This is a genomic window from Lysinibacillus sp. FSL M8-0134 (genome assembly GCF_038069745.1).
Lineage (GTDB): Bacteria > Bacillota > Bacilli > Bacillales_A > Planococcaceae > Lysinibacillus > Lysinibacillus irui.
In genome coordinates this window covers 323,218-346,696 of sequence record NZ_JBBPAJ010000001.1, presented here as the reverse complement: position 1 = coordinate 346,696, position 23,479 = coordinate 323,218, and the positions used below count along the sequence as shown (strand labels likewise).

General features: G+C 37.5%; 21 protein-coding genes and 1 riboswitch. Of the genes, 7 read left to right on the top strand and 14 right to left on the bottom strand.

Translation table 11 applies throughout. The features are described from left to right. Window positions 1-42: 42 nt before the first annotated feature. The 3 genes from MKY49_RS01885 to MKY49_RS01875 are packed head-to-tail and all read right to left on the bottom strand — an operon-like array spanning window position 43 to window position 3,923. The gene (locus MKY49_RS01885) at window positions 43-1,236 is read right to left on the bottom strand and encodes an acyl-CoA dehydrogenase family protein (RefSeq protein WP_341385484.1); all 1,194 of its coding nucleotides are present in this window, start codon (window positions 1,234-1,236) and stop codon (window positions 43-45) included. A 9-nt stretch (window positions 1,237-1,245) separates the two neighbouring features. Next, window positions 1,246-2,418 (bottom strand): saccharopine dehydrogenase family protein, encoded by a 1,173-nt coding sequence (locus MKY49_RS01880; protein ID WP_274795415.1) that lies wholly within the window; start codon window positions 2,416-2,418, stop codon window positions 1,246-1,248. 26 nt (window positions 2,419-2,444) lie between these two features. Then, a complete protein-coding gene (locus MKY49_RS01875; RefSeq protein WP_341385483.1) occupies window positions 2,445-3,923 on the bottom strand; it encodes an aldehyde dehydrogenase family protein in 1,479 nt (492 codons plus the stop codon). Window positions 3,924-4,521: 598 nt separating this feature from the next. Here MKY49_RS01875 and MKY49_RS01870 point away from each other — a divergent pair. Continuing rightward, window positions 4,522-5,322: a TIGR00266 family protein gene (locus tag MKY49_RS01870; RefSeq protein WP_274795413.1), complete on the top strand. Its 801-nt coding sequence runs from the start codon at window positions 4,522-4,524 to the stop codon at window positions 5,320-5,322. Window positions 5,323-5,359: 37 nt separating this feature from the next. On the opposite strand, the gene MKY49_RS01865 is transcribed toward MKY49_RS01870, so the two are convergent. From MKY49_RS01865 to MKY49_RS01855, 3 genes are all read right to left on the bottom strand, one after another. After that, window positions 5,360-6,322 (bottom strand): 2-hydroxyacid dehydrogenase, encoded by a 963-nt coding sequence (locus MKY49_RS01865; protein ID WP_274795412.1) that lies wholly within the window; start codon window positions 6,320-6,322, stop codon window positions 5,360-5,362. Between the two features lie 395 nt (window positions 6,323-6,717). Then, window positions 6,718-7,554, bottom strand: coding sequence for an undecaprenyl-diphosphate phosphatase (locus MKY49_RS01860; protein WP_396631729.1), 837 nt, complete (start codon window positions 7,552-7,554; stop codon window positions 6,718-6,720). Window positions 7,555-7,658: 104 nt separating this feature from the next. After that, a complete protein-coding gene (locus MKY49_RS01855) occupies window positions 7,659-8,738 on the bottom strand; it encodes a metallophosphoesterase (protein ID WP_274795411.1) in 1,080 nt (359 codons plus the stop codon). 308 nt (window positions 8,739-9,046) lie between these two features. On the opposite strand from MKY49_RS01855, the gene MKY49_RS01850 reads away from it, so the two are divergent. Beyond that, window positions 9,047-10,195, top strand: coding sequence for an acyl-CoA dehydrogenase family protein (locus MKY49_RS01850; protein WP_274795410.1), 1,149 nt, complete (start codon window positions 9,047-9,049; stop codon window positions 10,193-10,195). Between the two features lie 41 nt (window positions 10,196-10,236). Here the strand turns inward: MKY49_RS01850 and MKY49_RS01845 are convergent, their stop codons facing one another. The 4 genes from MKY49_RS01845 to MKY49_RS01830 all read right to left on the bottom strand — a co-directional run bounded on the left by MKY49_RS01845 (window position 10,237) and on the right by MKY49_RS01830 (window position 14,223). Then, on the bottom strand, window positions 10,237-12,441 hold the full coding sequence (locus tag MKY49_RS01845; protein WP_341385482.1) for a sensor histidine kinase: 2,205 nt from the start codon (window positions 12,439-12,441) through the stop codon (window positions 10,237-10,239). A 16-nt stretch (window positions 12,442-12,457) separates the two neighbouring features. Beyond that, window positions 12,458-12,613 carry a hypothetical protein gene (locus MKY49_RS01840; RefSeq protein WP_274795408.1) on the bottom strand — a complete coding sequence of 52 codons (156 nt, stop codon included), beginning with the start codon at window positions 12,611-12,613 and terminating at the stop codon, window positions 12,458-12,460. Then, window positions 12,591-13,283, bottom strand: a complete 693-nt coding sequence (locus tag MKY49_RS01835) for a response regulator transcription factor (protein ID WP_274795407.1) — start codon at window positions 13,281-13,283, stop codon at window positions 12,591-12,593. Before MKY49_RS01835 ends, MKY49_RS01840 begins: the two co-directional genes overlap by 23 nt. Before the next feature lie 76 nt (window positions 13,284-13,359). Further along, window positions 13,360-14,223, bottom strand: a complete 864-nt coding sequence (locus MKY49_RS01830; protein ID WP_341385481.1) for a DMT family transporter — start codon at window positions 14,221-14,223, stop codon at window positions 13,360-13,362. 154 nt (window positions 14,224-14,377) lie between these two features. Between MKY49_RS01830 and MKY49_RS01825 the strand changes: the two genes are divergently transcribed. After that, a complete protein-coding gene (locus MKY49_RS01825; RefSeq protein WP_274795405.1) occupies window positions 14,378-14,608 on the top strand; it encodes a DNA-binding protein in 231 nt (76 codons plus the stop codon). Between the two features lie 66 nt (window positions 14,609-14,674). Here MKY49_RS01825 and MKY49_RS01820 read toward each other — a convergent pair whose 3' ends face one another. From MKY49_RS01820 to MKY49_RS01810, 3 genes are all read right to left on the bottom strand, one after another. Further along, entirely contained in the window at window positions 14,675-15,661 is a 987-nt protein-coding gene (locus tag MKY49_RS01820; RefSeq protein WP_274797254.1) for a homoserine dehydrogenase, read from the bottom strand. A gap of 473 nt (window positions 15,662-16,134) precedes the next feature. Further along, entirely contained in the window at window positions 16,135-16,521 is a 387-nt protein-coding gene (locus MKY49_RS01815) for a hypothetical protein (protein WP_341385480.1), read from the bottom strand. Window positions 16,522-16,851: 330 nt separating this feature from the next. Next, complete coding sequence (locus MKY49_RS01810) at window positions 16,852-18,153, bottom strand: O-acetylhomoserine aminocarboxypropyltransferase/cysteine synthase family protein (protein ID WP_274795403.1); 1,302 nt, start codon at window positions 18,151-18,153, stop codon at window positions 16,852-16,854. 116 nt (window positions 18,154-18,269) lie between these two features. Continuing rightward, window positions 18,270-18,383: riboswitch (SAM riboswitch) on the bottom strand. Window positions 18,384-18,538: 155 nt separating this feature from the next. Between MKY49_RS01810 and MKY49_RS01805 the strand changes: the two genes are divergently transcribed. The 3 genes from MKY49_RS01805 (at window position 18,539) to MKY49_RS01795 (ending at window position 20,832) form a co-directional block, all read left to right on the top strand. Continuing rightward, on the top strand, window positions 18,539-19,171 hold the full coding sequence (locus MKY49_RS01805) for a glycerol-3-phosphate acyltransferase (RefSeq protein ID WP_341385478.1): 633 nt from the start codon (window positions 18,539-18,541) through the stop codon (window positions 19,169-19,171). 115 nt (window positions 19,172-19,286) lie between these two features. Beyond that, the gene (chrR, locus tag MKY49_RS01800; RefSeq protein ID WP_274795401.1) at window positions 19,287-20,018 is read left to right on the top strand and encodes a class II chromate reductase ChrR; all 732 of its coding nucleotides are present in this window, start codon (window positions 19,287-19,289) and stop codon (window positions 20,016-20,018) included. A 388-nt stretch (window positions 20,019-20,406) separates the two neighbouring features. Next, complete coding sequence (locus MKY49_RS01795; RefSeq protein WP_341385477.1) at window positions 20,407-20,832, top strand: hypothetical protein; 426 nt, start codon at window positions 20,407-20,409, stop codon at window positions 20,830-20,832. Window positions 20,833-20,873: 41 nt separating this feature from the next. On the opposite strand, the gene MKY49_RS01790 is transcribed toward MKY49_RS01795, so the two are convergent. Continuing rightward, on the bottom strand, window positions 20,874-22,553 hold the full coding sequence (locus MKY49_RS01790; RefSeq protein ID WP_274795399.1) for a hypothetical protein: 1,680 nt from the start codon (window positions 22,551-22,553) through the stop codon (window positions 20,874-20,876). A 131-nt stretch (window positions 22,554-22,684) separates the two neighbouring features. Between MKY49_RS01790 and MKY49_RS01785 the strand changes: the two genes are divergently transcribed. Further along, a complete protein-coding gene (locus tag MKY49_RS01785; RefSeq protein WP_274795398.1) occupies window positions 22,685-23,335 on the top strand; it encodes a lysoplasmalogenase in 651 nt (216 codons plus the stop codon). Window positions 23,336-23,479 lie beyond the last annotated feature (144 nt).

Below are 23,479 nucleotides of genomic sequence, written 5' to 3'. Positions count from 1 at the left end.
CACACAAAAAAAAAGACGAGAGGGAATAATTCCCCTCTCGTTCTATTCTTCAAATGGCCATTTAGGCAACATTTTAGTTAACGGCTTATCTAGACGTTTGCCTAAAACATAATCAGCCTGCATAATGGTATGAATCTCACGCGTTCCTTCATAAATAACAGGTGCTTTTGAGTTTCGTAAATAACGAGCCACAGGATATTCGTCTGAATAACCATACGCACCATGAATTTGTACCGCATCATCTGCAGCCTTATTAGCAAAATCACAAGCCTGCCATTTTGCTAAAGATGTCTCTCTTGTATTTCGAACACCTTTGTTTTTTAATTCTCCAACGCGGTAGACAAGAAGTCGGCTCATTTGATAGCCAGCTTCCATATTAGCAAGCATTCGCCCAACGAGCTGGTGCTCTCCTATCGGCTTGCCAAATGTTTCTCGTTCATGACAGTATTTCACACTAGCTTCTATACAGGCTTGGATTAAACCAACTGCACCAGCCGCTACCGTAAAACGACCATTATCTAACGCAGACATGGCAATTTTGAAACCTTCACCCTCTTCGCCAAGACGGTTTTCTATTGGTACACGTAAATCTTCAAAAAAGAGCTCACCTGTATTACCAGCGCGAATACCATACTTACCTTTAATCGCTTTTGATGTAAAGCCAGCCATAGAACGCTCTACAATGAAGGCACTAATACCATGATGTTTTTTCGCTTTGTCTGTATAAGCAAAAACGATAAAGTGATCTGCAATATCACATAAGGAAATCCATGTTTTTTGTCCATTGAGGACATAATGATCACCATGACGGACAGCCGTTGTAGACATAGCAGCTACATCAGATCCAGCGCCTGGCTCTGTAAGACCAAATGCTCCAATACGAACACCTTTTGCCTGTGGAACAAGGTATCGCTGCTTTTGATCTTCAGTCCCCCACTGCATAAGGGTCATGCTATTTAATCCTGTATGGACGGATACGGCTGTGCGAAACGCCGTATCTCCACGTTCAAGCTCCTCACAAACGATCGCAAGAGCGTTATAATCCATACCACTTCCACCATATTGTTCAGGTACACAAACACCCATTAAGCCAAGTTCTGCAAGTCTCGACCAAATCTTAGCATCAAAGCCGCCTGCCGCGTCCCATTTTGCAATATAGGGGATGATTTCCTCATCAACAAACTGTCTTACTGTTTTTCGTAGCATTTCTTGCTCACTGGACATTTCAAAGTTCATGGTTAGCACCTACCATTTCACAATCATTGCAGACTTATGAGATGTCTCTTTAATCACTACGCCCCGTTTAGCCATCTCTTCAATATACGTAGCACCGGGCACTATAGCTTCAGGTGCGAATACACCATGTTCTGTAATAGCACCTGCACCAATCATTTGAGCTACAACCGAAATGGTATTAGCGGTTGCACGTGCCATTGCCGTTTCATTGATGGTCATATCCTTACGTACAACCATTTCATATTCATATGTCACTTGTTGCTGTGCTTTTTCACCAGCTACAATAACACGTAATAGTACAGCATCTGGTTTTGTTCCCAGTTCAAGTTTCTTTTTAAGTGCTTCTCGTACTACTGCGCGGACAGGTACTTCTTGATTATCCACTTCTACCTTATTTGCTGAATCAAGGAATCCTAAGTCAGCTAAAAGTTTAAACTTCTCTGCATGGCCTTTATAGCGGATTGTTTTATATTCTAGTGTGCGGACATTTGGGAATGTCTTATACAAAGTGGAGATCCCTCCAGATGTATAAAATGCCTCAAGCACACCGAAACCATCAAAATAAATAGGTTCAACGCCTGATAGGGATGGAACTTCTTCAAGCTTGCCCTTCTGAATTGTTTTGGAAGGCTCAGTATAATGATCGAATACGCCGTCTAAAGAAAATACACGTGTATAATGGAGTGGAGGTTTTGGCTCAGTTGGAATACCACCTACAAATAGTTTAATAGATTCGACCTCATCTAATTTCGAGGCACCGTACCCCGCTAGAATATTGACCATGCCTGGAGCAACACCTAGGTCAGGAATGATTGTAACACCTTTTGCCTTGGCTTCCTCATGTAGATCCAATATCTTCTCTGTAACGCCACCGATATGACCACCTAAGTCGACGGAATGTACACCTGCCTCAATGGCTGCTCTTGCTACTCGCTCATTGAACGAATAAAACAATGCATTGACGGCAACATCACCCTTCGAAATAACGTCCATTAACGAATCGTCACGTTCTGCGTGTAGCTCTACAACCTCAACCTTATTTGTATCTAGTGTGTCTACAAAATCCTGTGCAACTTTTACATCGATATCCCCTAAATACACACGCTCAACTTTATCGTTTTTTATTAAATCACGAGCTACCTCTTTACCCATTAAACCTGCACCTAATACAACAACTTTCATCAAGAACATCCCCTTTCGTTGATCTGTTACTCTGTATCGATTTGTGCTCTTTGTAATTTACCGCTGTAGTCTACATAAATACTCTTCCATTCTGTGTATACATCCAGAGCTGCTACACCTGAATCACGGTGACCATTTCCAGTCCCTTTTGTGCCTCCAAAAGGTAAATGGATTTCAGCACCTGTTGTGCCGGCATTTACATAAACAATACCTGTGTCTAAGTCACGCTGTGCGCGGAAAATTGTATTCACATCTTGCGAGAAAATTGAGCTGGATAAGCCAAATTTCACGCCATTATTTACTTCAATTGCTTCTTCTAAATTTGCCACTTCAATCAAAGAAACGACTGGACCAAAGATTTCTTCTTGGGCAATAATCATATCAGGTTTCACATTCGTAAACAGTGTTGGCTCATAATAGAATCCTTTATCGTAAGGTGGTTCATTTAATATTCTGCCCCCTGCTAATAATGTGGCACCCTCTTGTTTGCCTATTTGCACATAGTGATTTATTTTTTCCAGTGCAGCTTTATTAATTACTGGTCCTATTTTAACGCCCTTATCTAAACCGTCCCCAATGGTTAGCTTTTGCATTTCATCTAAGAGACGCTTTTCTAATTGTTCTTTTACATCTTTATGCACAATCACTCGGCTACATGCTGTACATCTTTGTCCAGCAGTACCAAATGCACTCCATAAAATCCCTTCTGTAGCTAGCTGTAGATCAGCATCATTCATAACAATGACTGCATTTTTTCCACCCATCTCTAAAGAAATCTTTTTTAAATGCTTGCCACCAAGCTCAGCTACTTTACTACCCGTTGTCGTAGAACCCGTAAAGGAAATAACCTTGACGTCAGGATGTTCAATTAAAGCCGTCCCTACTGTAGGACCTGTACCAAACACAATATTAGCTACACCATCCGGTAAGCCTACCTCTTCAAAAATTTTGCCCATTTCGTAGGCCATCATTGGTGTTTCGTTCGATGGTTTCCAAATGAATGTATTTCCCGCAACGATGGCAGGATATGACTTCCACGTAGCAATTGCTACTGGGAAATTCCACGGTGTAATAAGTGCAACAACACCAATTGGTGCTCTTACACTCATGGCAAATTTATTGGCAAGCTCAGAAGGTGTTGTTTCACCAAACAATCTTCGACCTTCACCCGCCATATAGTAAGCCATATCAATTCCTTCTTGCACTTCTCCTCTAGCCTCTTCGATTACCTTGCCCATCTCTTTTGTTAAAACGGTCGCCAAATATTCCTTTTTTTCTTTCATTTTTTGACCGATGGCATATAAATAGTCTGCACGTTTTGGTGCTGGTATAAGTGCCCAGCTTTTTTGTGCTTGCTTAGCAGCAGCAACTGCCTCATCTACCTCATTTGAAGTCGAGCGTGGTATAGTTGCAAGCTGCTCACCATTTGCAGGGTTCGTCACTGCTATACTTTGTAAATGTGAATGTGTGACCCATTTACCACCGATATAGTTTTTAATCTCCACTACATACACCCCCTGAAATACTCTATGATGCCTCGGCTATTGTACCAGTCGTATTCCATAGGTACAGAGTCTATAAATGTAAACAGAATTAGTTTTCCTGGGCGATTACGTCCGGATTTTGAATTGTCTTATTATACAATTCCTTTGAAAATCCGATTCTTCTGCCAGAGCTTTATCTTCAGACTAAATCCATAGTGAAAAAATCGACTTATTACATCGGTGATCCACCATCCACAGAGGAGGTGTTTTCCACTGTGCGAAGATAAAATGTGTCAAAATTCCGAATTTTCAATATACATTGCACCTTGTAATACTATTATTTACATAATGATCAGTGACAACTGCCAGAGGCCTTATTTCCACTTAACTTTAATCCCTCCATTGAGAGGATGACTTCTAATAATAGAAGTCTTTAAGGTTATGTATATTCACAACACCCTTAGTTAAATGAAAATAAATAATACACATTCTAGTTTTTTATATTCGACATTTTCTAGTTAATTCCCTTTTTTTCTAAAATATTTAATTTCTAATTGAAACCATTGTGTCTTATAATCGTATACAATATCAATAAATTTACTTTTGGAGGAATTCCTTTATGAATAATCATGAAATTGACTACAAGTTATTTGGTGACGACATGCAATATGTGCAAGTTGAGCTTGATCCACAAGAAACAGTTGTTGCAGAAGCAGGGGCATTAATGATGATGGATGACTCTATCCATATGGAAACTATTTTTGGCGATGGTTCAAGTGGTGGCCAGCAAAGTGGTCTAATGGGGAAATTACTAGGTGCTGGAAAGCGACTTATTACAGGTGAAAGCTTATTCATGACGACATTCACAAATGTTGGCTCAGGTAAGAAACATGTTTATTTTGCTTCCCCATACCCTGGTAAAATTATACCAATGGATTTAAGCCAACTAAATGGTAAGATCATTTGTCAAAAGGATGCATTTCTAGCTGCAGCTAAAGGTGTATCTGTTGGCGTTGAATTTCAGAAAAAAATCGGTGTAGGCTTCTTCGGTGGGGAAGGCTTCATTATGCAAAAGCTTGAGGGTGACGGCATGGCATTCGTTCATGCAGGTGGAGCAATTCACGAAAAAACGTTACAACCAGGAGAAGTTTTACGTGTGGATACAGGATGTTTAGTGGCAATGACATCTAATGTAGATTACGATATTGAAATGGTTGGAGGCGTAAAAACAGCATTATTTGGTGGCGAAGGAATCTTCTTTGCTACATTACGCGGCCCGGGAACAGTGTGGGTACAATCATTACCATTTAGCCGTCTAGCAAGTCGTGTCTTTGCAGCAGCGCCAATTTCACAAGGCGGAGGCGGCCAGTCTAAGGGCGAAGGCGGTATCGGCGGTATATTCGATTTATTTAATAGATAATAAAGATGGAGCATATCACAGTGATATGCTCCAATTTTTAATCGATTCGATTCGAAATTGCCTTGCCCTGCCCATATGCCATTAAGGCTTTCACATTTAACATTAACATAGCTGTTCTCGTTTCTAAAGACGCGCTACCGATATGTGGTAGCGCAACGACATTCGGAAGTGTTAATAATGGATGATCCATCGCAATTGGCTCTTGTTCAAACACATCAAGCCCTGCTGCCCAGAGCTTTCCATTTTTCAAAACATCATATAGTGCAGCCTCATCGATAATTCCACCACGGGAAGCGTTTATTAATACAGCATCATCCTTCATCAAAGCTAATTCTTGTGCTCCAATAAGGCCTTCCGTATCACTATTATAAGGTGTCATGATCACTACAAAATCAGATTGCTTTAAAAGATCCTCCAATGAAACATATTGAAAACCGTACATTTCTTCCGCTTCGTGACGGCGTCTACGATTATTATATAGAACCTTCATTTCAAAACCTTTTGCACGTCTTGCAACAGCTTGTCCAATGCGGCCCATACCGATAATTCCTATTGTCGCTCCAGATACATCCTTACCAACCAATTGCATGGGGTACCAGCTTTTCCATTTACCTTCCCGTAAATACCTCTCACTTTCCGGAATTCTTCTCGCAGTGGCTAGTAGTAAACCAAATACTAAATCCGCAGTCGTATTGGTTAAGACACCAGGTGTATTGGTTGCCATAATTCCTTTTTTCCGTAAAGCTTTAACATCGATATTATTATAACCAACTGCCAAATTCGTCACTAGTTTTAAATTTGGAGCGTAAGAAAGTAACTCTTCATCTACTTGATCTGCTATCGTTACCCACAGCACTTCACAATCAGTTACAGCTGCTAGCAGTTTGTCACGTGGAATCACAATCTCCTCTTCTTCCCACTGTGAGATTTCATAATACTCCTGTAACGGCTCAACAATATGTGTAGGAAACTTCCGTGTTATAAATAATTTCTTTTTCATGTTCCAAACACCCCTCTACTCATTTCCCTAATTCGCCTTTAGCGTAACACTTAAAACAATCATTTTCTAGAGGTTTCTAGTTACAGGTTATCTATAACTAATGGCGTGCTACCGCATCAGCCTATTTATTTAGTTTATCCTTGAAATAAATCATTCTATCCTAAACCTTTGTATTAAAAAGCAATGCATATATTGTATGCATAGCTAATTTTTATAACTCTCTAATTGTTGAATTTAAGCGATTGGTTACCCTTTCTAATTCTTCAGAAGATACAGTTATCATATTACACCACAAAAAGTACTTTGAACCCAATGATATTCATTTCAAAAAGATGTATTCAGAAAAGGCATGCAAAAAAGCCACTCCTTCTTGTACAGAAGAGTGACTTTTAACTTTACATGAAAATGATTACGCAAAGAACAGCAGCTAAAACTAAACGATAAATCGCAAAAGGCATTAATTTCACTTTTGAAATAAGTGCTAAGAAGAACTTGATCGATAGTAATGCAAAGACAAATGAACTAATAAATCCGACAGCATAGAATCCAAAATAGTCCATTGATAAAGTATCCCAGTTTTTCAAAACAGATACTAGACTAGCACCTGCCATAATCGGTACTGCCATAATAAATGTAAAATCAGCTGCAACACGGTGACTCATACCGAATAGTACCCCACCTGAAATTGTTGCGCCTGAACGGGAAAAACCTGGCCATAAAGATAGACATTGTACTAGCCCTACTTTAAATGCCAATCCATATGAAATCTTATCTAGAGAATCTACTTTTGGCTTTCTCGGTGCCAATTTATCTGCCGCAATCATTAGAATTGCCCCAGCTACCAATGCATAAATAACATGCTCTACTTTAAAAAGATGGTCATCAATAAAATCCTTGAATGCAAAACCTAAGACAACCGCAGGTAGCATCCCAACAATGACATGCAATAAGTTAAAACGGCCATTCATAGATTTAGATTGTCCATCTATATTGTATAAGCCAATGAGGCTCAACATACGTTTCCACATAACAACGATAACTGCTAATATAGAACCAAGTTGAACTACAATTTTAAATGTATTCGCAGGATATTTTCCTAAAAACTCTTCTGTCTTTAACCACATATCATCTACGATAATCATATGACCTGTAGAAGATACTGGTGCAAATTCTGTCATACCTTCAACAAAGCCTAATATCAATGCTTTTAATAACTCTATAATTTCCACCATGTCACCTTACCTTTTTTAATAAAATACCCACTTATTATAAAATACTCCGTTTTTCTATACTACTGCCAATTCGCCTAAGTAGTCCAATTCAAAATTTCAACTTATTATTGAAATTTTATATCTACTACCCACAGTTCTGATCTACTACCAATTCGCATAGGTGGTCCCCAGAAGCCATATCCTGATGAAACAAGTGTATGCATGTGCTCCTTCAGCTTATAACCATAATCCAGTTCAAATACTCTTGCTGTTATAAACTGATTCGGCCATAGCTGACCCTTATGCGTATGACCTGACATATGTAAATCAACACCCATTTTCGAAGGTGTCAACAAGTCGTCAGGTGTATGGTTCATTACAAGCCAAGGTAAATTATCAGTAGACTTTAAATCTTCAAGTGGTTTTCTTTCTTTGTTCGTCCTGTCTTCTTGCCCTGTTAATATAAACGCATTTTCTATACGAATTGTTTCATCTAGCAGTATTTTTACATTGGCATTTTCCATTTCTCTTATAAATTCAGGGATTTTTTTGCCATAATACTCATGGTTACCTAGTATACCATACGTTCCATATGTAGCCCTTAATTGTTTCATGACATCCGCCATTCCCTCTTGTACAAACCATTTTGGATCATCATCCACAATATCACCAGCTAACAACACAATATCTGGCTGTGCTTCATTAGCTAAGCTAACAAAGCGTTGCAAATGCCTTTTATGCGATAAAACCCCTAAATGAAAATCGGATGCCACAACAGCTCTCATTGAATGAAGCTCACTGTCTTTTTTTGCAACCGCGATCTCTAAATGACGAACAACTGGAGAATAGGCTAAATAAGAGCCAATGATACCTAATACTAATAGCACAGCAACTGCTATACTACCAATTATTTGTACATTTTTAAAGGGTGTTAACCAAATAATCAATTGTGCAACTAAACATAGTAATAATCCATACTCAAAGATAAACATCCAATAATTGCTGATCACCGAAAAGAAGCGTAAAGACTCATGTAGCCTTCCGATTATAATACTAAATGCCACAATATATAATAGTAACCAAAATAGGACTGGATAACGGAACCACCCCATAGCTACAAGCCACTGCTTCACTCCCCACCCTAAATAGAAAGTCAACGCACTATAAACACTAATTAAAAGTAAACCGCCGATTACTTTTGGCATAACTTCGTCCTCTACTTTCTCTATATTTAGTCGATTATATCATTTTACTTAACAATCTTATTACATGAAGCATTTGAATAATCTTCTAGTGAAAATAGAAACTAGCCACTTTAAATTGCTTACAAATATAAGTTTATCTTTTCGTTTATTTGAATTCTATCGTATTACATGACATTTCACTGTATATAGATGACATTTTCGTCACTTCCTCACTAAAAGCTACTTTTATTTTCACAAATCTTCCAGTAACATGATCAATAAGACAGAATATTTACACATTTACGAATCAAAAAGGGGTGCTATATCAAATGACACGTTATAAATTTGAAACAACAGAGCATGAGTTATTTCGTAAAACCTTTCGTAAGTTTTTAGCTGAAGAAGCAGAGCCACATTATGCTCAATGGGAAAAGGATCATCTTATTCCTCTTTCATTTTGGCGTAAGCTCGGTGATATGGGCTATCTTTGTCCACAGGTTGAAGAGCAATATGGAGGGCTGGGGCTGGATTTCAGCTTTGGTGTTATCATTCAAGAAGAGCTTGAACGGATAGGCTCCAGCCTGATCGGAGTGGGCCTGCATAATGATATTGTTGTACCATATATCGAGGCCTATGGTACACATGACCAAAAGTCTCGCTGGTTACCTAAATGTGTGACAGGCGACTCTATAACAGCTATTGCGATGACCGAGCCTGGTACAGGTTCAGATCTAGCCAATATCCAAACTACAGCTATTCGCGATGGTGACCATTATATAGTGAATGGTCAAAAAACCTTCATTACCAATGGAATTCATACAAACTTAGTCGTTGTTGCAGTGAAGACAAATCCACAGGCAGAGAAAAAGCATCGTGGAATTAGTCTACTTGTCATTGAAGAAGGTACTCCTGGCTTTACCAAAGGAAGACAACTCGAAAAAGTTGGCATGCATGCCCAAGATACAGCAGAGCTCTATTTTGAAGATTGCCGAGTGCCTGTAAAAAACCTACTAGGAGAAGAAGGCAAAGGTTTTCACTATATGATGGAAAAACTGCAACAAGAGCGTTTAGCGGTAGCGATTGCTGCTCAAACAGCCGCAGAGGATATGCTTGCCATAACGCTTGACTATGTAAAATCGCGCCAAGCCTTTGGTAAGACAATTGGCGACTTCCAAAATACTCAATTTAAACTAGCTGAAATGGCAACTAAAATTGAGCTTGGCAAAGCTTTTTTAGAATCTTTGATTGAAGACCATATAGCAGGTAAAGATGTCGTTACTAAAGTATCAATGGCAAAATACTGGATAACAGAAAATGCACGTAATCTTGCCACACAATGTATGCAATTGCATGGCGGCTATGGATATATGGAGGAATACAAAATTGCCCGTAGGTATAGAGATATTCCTGTTATGTCCATCTATGCTGGAACAAATGAAGTCATGAAAGTTATTATCGCTAAAAATTTAGGCTTATAATGTAAAGAAGATGGTGGCAAACCTCTGCCACCATCTTCCCATTATACTGCCGAAATACGAACTGTTACTTTAAATAAATCACCATCGACATCAATAGTCATTCTAGCTCCGTGTAAATCAACAATGGACTGTGCTATAGCTAATCCAAGTCCAGAGCCTTCTGTATGTCGTGAAGCATCTGCCCGTTTAAAGCGTTCAAATAATTCATCAGCATCTTCGCTAATTTCATACTTCGCTACATTTTTCACTGTGAATTCGGCGTCACCATCTGCCGTACGTTTTAACGTTACATATACACGTGTCCCTTCTAACGCATACTTCAAGACATTAACAATTAAATTATCAATAAGCCTCCACCATTTTTGACCATCCACATAGGCATAAATAGGGTCATGAGGCATCGTCATTCGTAAATCTAAACGTGACTGTGATAAATCTTCCTTATGTTCTCCCACCGCTTGCTGAATAAGCTGTGTCAAATCTACACGACTTCGTTGAAGCTCGATATTCCCGCTTGCCATTTTTGATACTTCAAAGAGATCTTCAATCAACACTTTTAAACGTTCAGATTTTTTATCAAGAATATGAATATATTGCTGACGTTCTTCATCTGTAATCGTAGGGTTTTTCAGTAAATCCGTATACGTAATAATAGAGGTTAGAGGAGTCCGTAAATCATGACTCACATTGGTAATTAGCTCTGTTTTTAACCGTTCACTTTTAGCCTGCTGGTGCATTGACGTACGAACACCTTCCCGTAAATGGTTAAGATTCTCCGCATGACCAGCAAGCGGTGATTTGCCTTTTACCTTTACATCACGGTTTAACCGTCCTTCAGCCATATCCTTCGTATCCTTCATAATGCGATTTAGGTAACCCATTCTTGATAGAAAAACGATTAATGCTGGAACTCCTACGAACGTACACAATCCAAGGACAAGAACTTGAAAAGCTCCTCCTCTTAACATTGAAGCGACAAGACTACCTCCACCAAAGAAGGCTGCAGCGAGCATCACAATTGAATGCAATGCAATCGAACGGTTGATAAATAAATCAGTCATCGAATCCCCAAGTGACCATAAATAGCTCGATTTTACATTTTCCTCTAGCTTTTTCAAAGTATCTACTCTTGTATACAACCATATTAACTGCACAAAGAAGGCACTGCCAATTACAAATAACACACCTAATTTAAAGGCAAGATCTAGTATATAGCGCACATAATTATGTTGATAATTGTATTCGTAAGTGTATTCAATAGATTCAAAAACAACTTGAGACGCAATAAGATATATAAATCCTGTGATCAATACTAAAACAACTTGAAAGTCGAATTTAACTTTAGTTAAAATCTCTTTTTCCTTCATATCCTTGACAGTTTGTAGTAAACCCTTACGTCCTCTCCAAACAAAGAATGCTGTTACTATACTAGTGAGCCATACTAAGAAGAAGGTATATTGATTTCGATGAAAACGACTATAATCCTGCATAACGCCTAATGTTTGCACTGCTTTTTTTGAAATCGTTAAGACACCCGTATATTCAGTTGTTTCATAAAGGTCATCTACATTTACATATGTTTCTGTACGGTAAAAAGTATCCCTGAAATTATTACTTATGTTACCTGCATATAATGGATTTCGCTCCGTATATTTTATTTTATAGGCACTACTTTCAGTAACATCACCAGCACGATATGTTTTACCTGTTTCCGTATTCTTCAACTCATAAGACCAATAGTCAAAGTTTTTTTCAAAGTTTTTGGCTTCACTTTGTACGTCTTTAATATATTTATCAATGAGCACTTCTTTTTCAGCAAGAATCTTCTTTCGTACATGCTCATCATCTTCAAAATTTGCCGTAATATCTTTAATTTTATTATCGCGTTCAGTCTCTAGCTTAGTCTTTAATTCAGTTGCATTGGCATCTATAGCTTCCTGAATACGCTGTTCGTATTGTGCTTTAATATTATCGATTTGCTGTCCCAATGTACCGTAGTAATTACGATGATCCTCTATTTCAGTTTGGGTAATTTCTATTTTATTTTTCAAATCCTCTGCCTTCGGTACATTTATTACTAAAGGTCCTAATTCTGCAGTGAAATTATCTATTTCATGCTGGAAATTTTCTGAATCGAAATATGATTTACCAATATACTGATAACCTACATGCCAAAAAGTAAAAATACCGAAAATCGTCCAGATTAAACACATTAAAACGAAAAGAGATCTCCATTTTTTTATCATCCCTCTTTACACTCCTCTAAAAAATTCTTTCTAACAATTGTAAAACCTCTGAGGAGCGAGAATCGACGATTTGATAGGCATAAATCCCAAAATAAATAAGCCCAATAACACCTGCAATAAATCCTGCAATAGTCATATACTTCTCTATTTTATTTTTCCATTTTATAGCCAACGCCCCATACCACCTTTAAATAGCGCGGATTTTTCGGATCTGCTTCGATTTTTTCTCGGATCTTCCGGATATGAACAGCTACAATATTTTCAGCATTGTACGCTTCCTCATTCCAAACCCGTTCATAAATTTCTCGAATCGAAAAAACACGCCCTGCATTTTTCATTAATAGTTCTGTAATTTTATATTCTATCGGGGTAAGGCGAACTGGTTCTCCTTCTAATATGACTTCTTTAGCCTCTTCATCAAGAACAAGTCCGTCAATTTCTACCTTTGTAGCACCTTCACTATACGTCCCTAGTTGAACATAGCGTCGTAGTTGCGATTTCACCCGTGCCAATAATTCTAATGGGTGAAATGGCTTTGTCACATAATCATCAGCTCCAACTGATAATCCATGGATTTTATCGCCATCCTCCGCCTTCGCACTTAGCATAATAATTGGAATATTACGCTCCTCTCTAATTTTAAAGGTAGCCGTTATTCCGTCCATGTTTGGCATCATAATATCTAAAATAATTAAATGTACTTCATTGTTCTCTAGCTTTTTTAATGCATCTAAGCCATCTGCTGCTTTAATGACATGATAGCCTTCATTTTTTAAATAGATTTCAATACCATCACGAATATCTTGATCGTCATCTGTAACAAGAACTGTTAATTTCGTCATGATATACACCTCGCTCTCAAATATAAGTCTACCTTTCAAATCTTAAAAACCAGCTATTATAAAAATGAAGATTTTCTTAAGGTTTTAGTTTTTTTCTTCCACCTAGTGTTAAAACAACAATACCTCCTAATAGCATTGCTACACCAAGCCAGGACACTATAGTTAAGTGTTCTCCAATCAAAAATACACCTAGTATGGCCGCAGTCAATGGTTCTGCCAATGAAAGGGTTACGGCTGTGGATGAACTAATTTTCTGCAGACCATTTAAAAACAGTAAATACGCTACGCTTGTACACATGATTCCCATGAACAGCATTGTCCATAAATTGTGTATGTTTACTAGCCAAGCAAATCCACTTTCTAAAGAAAACGGGAGTAAAAACAACGTACAAACCGAAAATGTCATAGCTACTGCTGGTAATGCATCTGCTTGTGCCATTAATTTTTTACTTATATTTGTATAAAATGCAAAGGATAAGCCTGCACAAAGCGCAAGGGCGAATCCACCAGCATGAACTATTTCATCCCCATTGCTCATAAATAATAAAAGACATCCGATGATGGCCATAAGTGTAGCAAGACCCCATATCAATGTGGGCCGCGTTTTCCAAACGATCCATTCTAAAATACCAGAAAACACTGGCGCACTCCCAATTGTTGCAACTGTTCCAATAGCAACACCTGTTAGACGTATTGATGAGAAGAAAAGTCCTTGGAAAAGGGCGATACTAGCCGCAGCTAAAATCGTCCATTTCCATGACCAATTTCGGAGGTCAATTTTTCGTAACAAAATAGCGATGGCTAATAATAGACCGCCACCAATGGCAGAACGGATTGTGGCTACCGCAATCGGAGATACTCCTTGATCTAAAAACGATTGAGCCGTACCTGTCATGCCCCACAAAATGGCTGCAAGTAATACAAACAATGGATTTAACATTTTATCAATCATCCTCGCTTCATTACTTCATGATATTTATAATACATATTTATCCAAAATCAAACAATTACCATTTTATTTTTTCTTTCATATAGCACAGTATGCTTTCTATTGAATGGACGTTATAATAAATACTGTAAAAGGAGCGAATCATATGTATAAAACAATTGCAGAGACAGCTATTGACCTTGGCATGCCTGAGGATCAAGTAATGCGTCTAGTATATGAGGGGCGCATCCGTTCAGTTTACGATGGACAACAAATTCTAATAAATAGCGGTCAATTTAGTACTTATTTTAAACAACTGGAACGAATTAAAGAGGAAATCGAAATTTGGCGATCTACCCCTATTCCAGAGGATATTGATGTGAAAGACGAGGATTAAAAAACCCCACCATTCATACAATTTAAACATTGTTGAATGGTGGGCTTCTAAATGTAATAAGTTAATTTAAATCGTTACAACAAATCCTGCTCTTTTCCCAATAATCTCGGCATAATCTTCTACCATGACACTAGCGGTAGGATACATTCCTGCTCCAGGACCTACTAATGTTAATGTGCCAATGTAGTTAGTCTCTAATGCCACTGCGTTGAACACATCATCGACTGGATAGAGTGGATGTTCTTTATCAACAAGTTGTGGACCAACTTTAGCGATAATTTTACCGTCAGCCAGTTTCTCCACTTCAGCTACATGGCGGTAACGCAAACCATTTTCACACGCTTCACGTACTTGTTCAGCCGAGATACTATCTATTCCAATGACCTCTACATCAGCCCAATCTGGCTGTTCTCCAAAAGCCAAAGCACTTAAAATCATTAATTTTTTAAAGGCATCCTGACCAGAAACATCATTATATGGATCTGCCTCAGCATACCCTAAGCTCTGTGCCTCTTTTAAAGCTGTTTCGAAAGACCAGCCCTGTGCACGCATTTTTGTTAAAATATAATTACATGTGCCATTTAAGACTCCTTGTATACGACTTACGTCATTAACAAGTAAAATATTTTTCATTGTTTTAATAACAGGTACGCCACCAGCAGTAGTTGCCTCATAGCCTACAAAAACACCATTTGCCTTTGCAAGATCCTGTAACTCTAAACCTCGTTTAGCAAACATCACTTTGTTGGCTGTAATAACATGGCATTTATGCTCAACTGCTCGCTTTAAATAACTGAATGCAGGCTCTTCATTTACAATTGCTTCAAACACAACCTGCATACCTGGTTCTGCTAAGACATCATCTATGCTCGTTGTCATCAAATGTGCTGTTCCTGGCACACGTTCACGACTAGCATCTGTCACTAAAATCTTCGCAACTTCTAATTCAATACCTAATTTATTTTTTAGCTCTTCTCGCTTTTCATTTAATATATGATAGATGCCCTGACCTACCGTTCCAAATCCTAAAATCGCTGCCTTTATAGTTGCCATTCTTGTTATTCCCTCCAACTTACATTCCGCAGTTTCATCAAAGCTAATTTCTCCATGGGGTTGTGTCATGATCATTTGACACCCACCGCAGGCTTTAGTCAACTCTTCTTCGTATGAGTTTTGCTATTTCAGTACGTGTAGCAACACACACAAATTCAAACAATTCAAAATTTAACTTAAAGAAAATTGTATCGCAAATACATACTTTTCACAAGAAAAATCTTTCTAGGAAGGACATTTGTTTTCTCTAGACGTGCAAAAGAAATCGGTTTCATTCCCCTTATTATACGTTTTTTCGATTAATCCATAAGATTTGAACAAAAATTGACTCTTTACATTTAAATAGATGAATGTCTTTCTTCTATTATATATGTATGCTTGGACACCTATAATCTTGTTATTATTTTAAGGACCTCTAAAGAAAAAACTCATTCCCTGTAGCAGTAGAGAATGAGCTTATATATGAGGGGGGTTCAACTTGCTTTTGAAAGCAACTGATATCGATATTGTGTTAAAGCTTGTTGAACAAGACTAATTTCTTCTTCTTTAAAATTTGGGACTGCATATGTTCGTTCCACTAATTGAAAAGTACCATACTTTAAGTAAAACTCTGTCGCAGGAAGTGGAATATGGCTTACACCGTAATGTTTATATGCTTCGAAAACTTCCTTTATCGTATAGCTCTCCTCTTCAGCAACAACATGCTCTTGAAATGCTGTATGACCAAAGACTTGCTGCCATTTTCTTTCAACCGATGCAAGGAGATGTTGGATGGATGAATTATTGACAAAAACATGCCCTTCATTTAGCTCATAAATTAGATAGGATGCAATGTTTTGTGCACTATAGATATTACCCATTTCAAACACTCCTTTATCATCAGTTTTTGGGAAGAGCAGTTACTGGCTAAGTAACTACTCTCCCACATCTATTCAAAAGTGGGGGAGCACTTATGAAAACATTACCTTTATAACAAGAATTTCGTACCCTTAACTTATTCCCTAGTATATAACAAGGATTTAACTAAGTCAACAATACATATAAAAATACTTGGTATTATTTTTCAAAAGGTTCTGATAATCAACAGAGACTTTACTCGACTGATGTAGTAACGTTAGAAGTATTACCAAATGAGGCAAATCGAATGAGAAAATACGTAAACGCTACAACATTCTCCCTTATGTTTTTACTTAAGCTTTTACTGTTTGTTCAGTTGCTGTTGCCTGCGTAATCGCTTGTTCTAGATCTGCAATAATGTCCTCTACTGCCTCTAAACCGATGGATAAGCGAATAAGCGATTCGGTTACTCCAGCTTGAACTAATTCATCTGCTGAGAGCTGTTGATGTGTAGTTGAGGCAGGATGAATAATTAATGACTTGGCATCTCCTACATTTGCTACATGTGAAAATAACTTCACGCTATCAATAAGCTTTCGTCCGGCTTCACGTCCACCTTTAATGCCAAATGTGAGCACTGAACCGAAGCCATTTCTTAAATATTTTTTCGCTAAATCATGTGTTGGGAAATCTTCTAAGCCATTATAATTTACATACTCCACAGATGGGTGGTTCTGTAAATATTCAGCCACTGCCAATGCATTTTCATTGTGTTTAGGGATACGCAAATGAAGCGTTTCTAAACCTTGTAACAAATTAAAGGCTGCGTCTGCGCTCAATGTTGGACCAAAATCACGTAATAGCTGTACGCGTAGCTTCGTAGCAAAAGCTGCTGAAGCCGTATCAATGCCGTAGCGTAAGCCATGGTAAGAAGCATCTGGCTCAGTAAAACCAGGAAAACGTCCGCTAGTCCAATCAAACTTACCAGCATCTACCACTACTCCACCTAAAGTTGTACCATGACCACCTATCCATTTAGTGGCTGAATGAACAACAACATCTGCACCATATTCAATAGGTGTTGAGCCATACGGAGAAGCAAACGTACTATCAATAATTAATGGTAAGCCATTCTCATGTGCAATTTTAGCTACCGCTTCAATATCTAAAACCTTTAAGCTTGGATTACCATAAACTTCAGCAAAAATAGCTTTTGTTTTATCGGTAATTGCAGCCTTAAAATTGTCTGGGTTTGTTTCATCTACAAAAATTGTATTAATACCGTAGTTTGGTAGTGTGTTAGCAAATAAATTATAAGTACCGCCATATAAAGAACTAGCTGCTACAATTTCATCACCAGCTCCAGCTAGGTTTAAAATGGAAAATGCGATAGCCGCTGCACCAGATGAAAGTGCTACTGCTGCTGTTCCACCTTCCAATAAAGCCACACGTTTTTCAAAAACATCAACAGTTGGATTTGTAATGCGTGTGTAAATGTTCCCTGCTTCTTCTAAGGCAAAAAGACGTTGCGCATGAGCAGTGTCTTTAAAAACGAATGCCGTTGAGCGATAGATGGGAACAGTTCGAGATCCTGTCACTGGGTCTGGTTCTTGACCACCATGTAACAACAATGTTTCTGGTTTAAAATTTGTCATTGTGTACCTCCAAATGGTTATTTTTTTACGATGGCACCGGAGATGAGGAGGATTTTTCTGTAGAAAACAAAAACCCTCTTCAGCTAAGAAGAGGGTTGCGGTTGCAAGTTTTCCTCCCCTTATCTGCCAGATCCAAGTAAGAATCTGTAGGAATTAGCACCTTAGTAAGTTCATCACTTACTGGTTGCCGGGCATCATAGGGCCTATCCCTCCGCCGCTCTTGATAAGAGTATGAGATTCAATTTCCATCGTTGTTACACAGTATAAACATAGAGTTTTTTTCTGTCAACATGTAAATTTTATTTTTTCCGAAACTTCTGTCTGCTCTTTTACGTACTATGAACGCATACACTATTTTAGAAAAAATTTTGAAGGGAGTATTTTTATGGTAAAAGCCGTGATTATTTTTCTCTTAGTTGGATATTTAATTGGCTGTATTCACGGCTCTAAAGTGGCACAATTTTTATCTGGGGTTGATTTAAAAAAAGCTGGCCATGGTAATGCTGGTGCATCCAATGCTACACTTTCCCTAGGTTGGAAATATGGCGTTTTAGTAGCTCTCATCGATATTGGTAAAGGTGTTGTAGCCATTATCGGCGCACACATTTATTTAGCAGATGCTATACATTTAACCGAAGGACAAATATGGCTTTTAACTTACATGATGGCTGCAGGGGTTATTTTAGGTCATAATTTCCCATTTTATATGGGCTTTAATGGTGGAAAAGGTACTGCTTCCATTATTGGCATTTTACTTGCTGTTGATTGGAAAATAGGTTTATTTGCACTTATTCTATTTGTCATTTTATCTTTGGCAACAAACTATTTAATTGTTGGAGTACTTGAGTTTTATCTCGTTTTTTGTACAGCAACTTATTTATGGATTCCTGGAATCGGTCCTACTGTTATTGCTGTCCTTCTATTTGGCATAGCGATTATTTTGCACATTGAAAATATTAAACGATTAGTAAATGGCACAGAGCCAAAAGTCACATCTGCATTTAAGAAAAAGAAATAAAGTTTTACATTTACAAACTATTTAAATATAACTACAAATCCCTCTTTATTCGATTTTGACAACAAAGCGTGCTATGCTCATGATATAGATAAGACACAAAGGAGAGAATATTTAAATGGTTAAAGAATTATTACGCAACCATTCCTCGGTTCGTATTTATGATGGCAATCCGATTTCAAGAGAAATCATCGAGGATTTAATTGCAACAGCACAAATGGCTGCCACATCACATTTTGTCCAAGCCTATAGTGTAATATGGGTAACAGATGCAGACAAAAAGGAGAAATTAGGATTACTCTCTGGTAACCCTCGTCAATATGAAACTTCTGGTGGTGCTTTTGTCTTTTGCGTTGACTTCAAGCGTCTTCAAATGGCTGGAAAACTAGAAGGTGTAGACATAGTTGCAGATTCTGCTGAAAATGTTCTAGTGGGTGTAGCTGATGTATCGTTGTTTGCACAGAACTTTGTGATCGCAGCAGAATCAATGGGGTATGGAATTTGCTATATTGGAGGGGTACGTAACAATCCTTCCGAAATAAGTGAATTATTTAATCTACCTGATCACGTTTTTCCTTTATTCGGCCTAACAATTGGCGTACCAGCACGACGCAATGAAGTCAAACCACGCTTACCTGTGTCTGCCGTATTACATGAAAACGGATACAATGTAGACAAGTATGATGAGCTTTTACCAGCTTATAATGAGACAATGGAGATGTATTATAATAACCGATCCTCAAATAGAAAAATTGATAATTGGACAAAACAAATGGCTGATTTTTTAGTCGAACAACGTCGTCCTCATATCAAAGAGTTTTTAGCTACAAAAGGATTTAATTGGAAGTAATTAACTGATTACGCTCAGTGTAATTTACTATGAACTACCAAGAGACCTAATATTTATATTCAGTATCATAACGACTTATTGATTTTGTTTACTACTGCTAGTAAATGCAGCATGATTGTTTGAAGCTGGGGGAACGGAAATAAAATCCCTCCTGCCAACGTTCTTTTTATAATAGTGATTTTTTCAATAACATAATGGGGTTACTATCGTATGATAATAACCCCATTTTTTTCATAATGTCATCACTTTTCTATATTAAATCTAGTAATTTTGTCTCGATATATAGAGTAAAGACTGCTTCAAATTAAACGAAAAGACTCTTCCCATTTCCAGCTATTCCATTCATATTAATAAATGAACCCTATTGAAGAAAGGAGTTTTACTAACAATGTCTCATATCAATAAACATCTTGCTCATACCTTAGAACAACAGCATAAGAGAAGTGTAAGAGGTTTATTTTTAAAAATAGAAGAATTAAATAATGCGTGCACCGAGCTAAGAAAGCGGTTAGAGCCACGTGTTAATTTGACACTGTATAAAAATGCTATTGATTATGTTAATCAATTTGTTTCCCACACTTCTATTCTAAATTTGAAGTTTATTACAAATACCCAAAATCTAGAGGTGGCTGTCTTACATGCACTTCTATTATCCTATATTTTAGAAAATGAAGATGATCATTCTTTTGAATATGAAGATAGATTGCTACAAGACTATGTACAACAAATTTTTACTTTAAATGATCATGCAAGGACACTTTTTATGAACCATAGAGTCAAAATGCTTACCTCCATTCAAAAACAATCGACATAACAAAAGACGATCTTCGTTATCCTAAGATCGTCTTTTGTTTTTTATTGTAACCCTTTAATAATGAGGGATCGAACTGGTAAGAACTGTTCCCCTGTATCACCATACGTGATAATTACCTCATCACCTTCTTGTAAATAAATGGCTAGAGGTTCTGTTTCAGCACTGACTAAATAATTTTCACCATTGTTTAATAAGAAAGAAACTGTCGTAAAATCTCCTAAACGTTCCTTGTACACACGTAATACTTTCCCACTAGCTTGCTTCTCCTCAGCATTTGAACTACCGTCAACTGTATTTCCTCCACGGCTTAATGCAGTTTTATATAATTTTAGTGCCTCCTTAGGAGTAGTAGCATAAACGGAGATTTCAGGATTGGCAGCAGACACAATGAAATAGTTTTGTAAAAAGCCGTTGGAATCCAGCACCGCGGTTAGCCAGCTTGCTTCCCCATAAAAGTTATATAGCACTGGCATTTCACCAGTCCATTTTTTCTCAATAAATTTCTTCTCAATAATTTGTAAATTACCTTGTGAATCCATATAACTTGAATCTAAATTCCCTGTATAATATGTGGCTTCTCCTGTGCGTGCATTTGTTAAGGAATACCCTAGCATGGAATCTACGCCTTCTTTAGGACTTGTAAAATCTGTGAAGTAATACATATCACCCTTCTCATCGAAAATTGGGCTAACATTCGATTCTGTTCCTTCATCGGAAGGGATTTTTACATCCTTTTTACCAAACATACTGTTCCAAAAACCATGAACATAATTACCGAAATAACTATTTTGTAAGCTTACTGTCTCTGGAGATACTGCACCATCAATAAATTCAGGTATTTGGTCCAGTTTAAGCACCTCTGATTTCCCTGTCAGTGCATCTACTAAGACAATCCCTTTCACATCAAAGCCATTTCGTGCTGAAATAAATTCACCATAGGAACGAATGTAATAAGGCTTTCCGTCATCATCTACTTCTAGTTGAACATCCCCATAAAAAATAAGGAATGGATGTTGTAGGCGAATATGACGTTCTAAATTAGCATTTAGATAAGCAGAAGGAACATACTTCATTTCTTCTTTTACAAACTTAGGGTTATCCGCCGAATCTGTAGCACTCATTATAAAGTAGCCTGGTGTTGTATCACCATTCATCCATTTAAAGAACCCAGAAAACTCGACTGGTGCGATATAAACATATTCACCCTTCACCTTTTGAATTTGTAAACGTCCTAACTCATAGTAACTAGTATTTGGCACTTGACCGAATGCCTTTTTCATTTTATTACGAGCAAATTTTGGTGGGACACTCGCAGGTGTTTGTGTTTCATCGAAAGGTTTTATTTCAACCTCTTCCTTCATTTCTGAAGAATTAAATTTATCATTAGCATTCCATAAAGGTGCTGATAATACATAAACTGCTACACCTAAACTTGCTAAAAATAAAATTCCTTTAATCTTCCGTTCAATACCACTCGCAAGCAGAGCACCTGCTAGCGATAATAAAATTATTGCTGGCCAAAAAACAAGCCAATTTACATCAATTTTTGTTACATATAGTGTGATACCTGTGGCTAAAAATCCTAGCACAAAGATGCCAATAAAGAAATATCCGATCACCTTTCTCGATTTACCATCTTCTCGCTTCTTTGTAATAAGCGGTGTTACTAATACACTCGCGATTAATGCAATGACTGCAGAAGCTATCAGTAGCTTAGTCATTTGGTTCATCCTCTCTTCAACTTTCTGTCTACTTATTTACGGTTACATACTAAAAAAGTTTCATACATACGTTGTACAGAAAGGAATTCTACCATAAATATTGAATTTCAAAAGGAAAGGAGCTGAAAAATTTGTTTAAAAAAATATTAATAGGTTTCATAATCTTGTTTGGTCTTTATTATATTTTTCTTTTTTCCCATATTGCCGAAAGTTTAAAACTACTATTTAAAGTAATTCCAATGTTGTTAATCATTATTTTAGCTGCCGTTCAAAAACCATTACATATTAAAAAATACCAACTTTTAATTATTATTGGGCTTATTTTTTGTATGATTGGCGACTATACATTGCAGTGGTTTTTAATTGGGCTGACTAGCTTTCTTATTGGTCATGTCTTTTATATTTTTGCTTTCTCTACCACAAACGAACAGAAAGTACCAACCTGGGCTAAAATAACGCTACTACTTTACGGTGTCTGCATGGCCATATGGATTGCAGGTTCCGTCTTGAAAACAGGTGAAACAATACTTAGCATTGCCGTGATTGCCTATATTTCGGTGATTTTAACGATGGGCTGGACAGCTATAAGAACAGGCTCTAAATTTGCAATAATTGGGGCTCTGTTATTTATTGCTTCCGATTCCTATTTAGCTATTAATAAATTTGTTACACCACTAGCTTTTTCACATGAAGTAATTATGCTGACTTATTATAGCGCCCAAGTGTTTATTGCATTAAGTATCCTTCAATATTCCGAAATCCGAAGTAAAGTGGTACAATAATATCAATTATGACTTGGCATAGTTACGTCCGGAACTGGCTTTGTGATCGCACAAAGCCCGATTCCGTGACATCCATCAAAGGCTCAAACTTCTTTGAGCAAATTTTGGACACCCGCTAAAAAAATCAACGTACACAATAGGAGG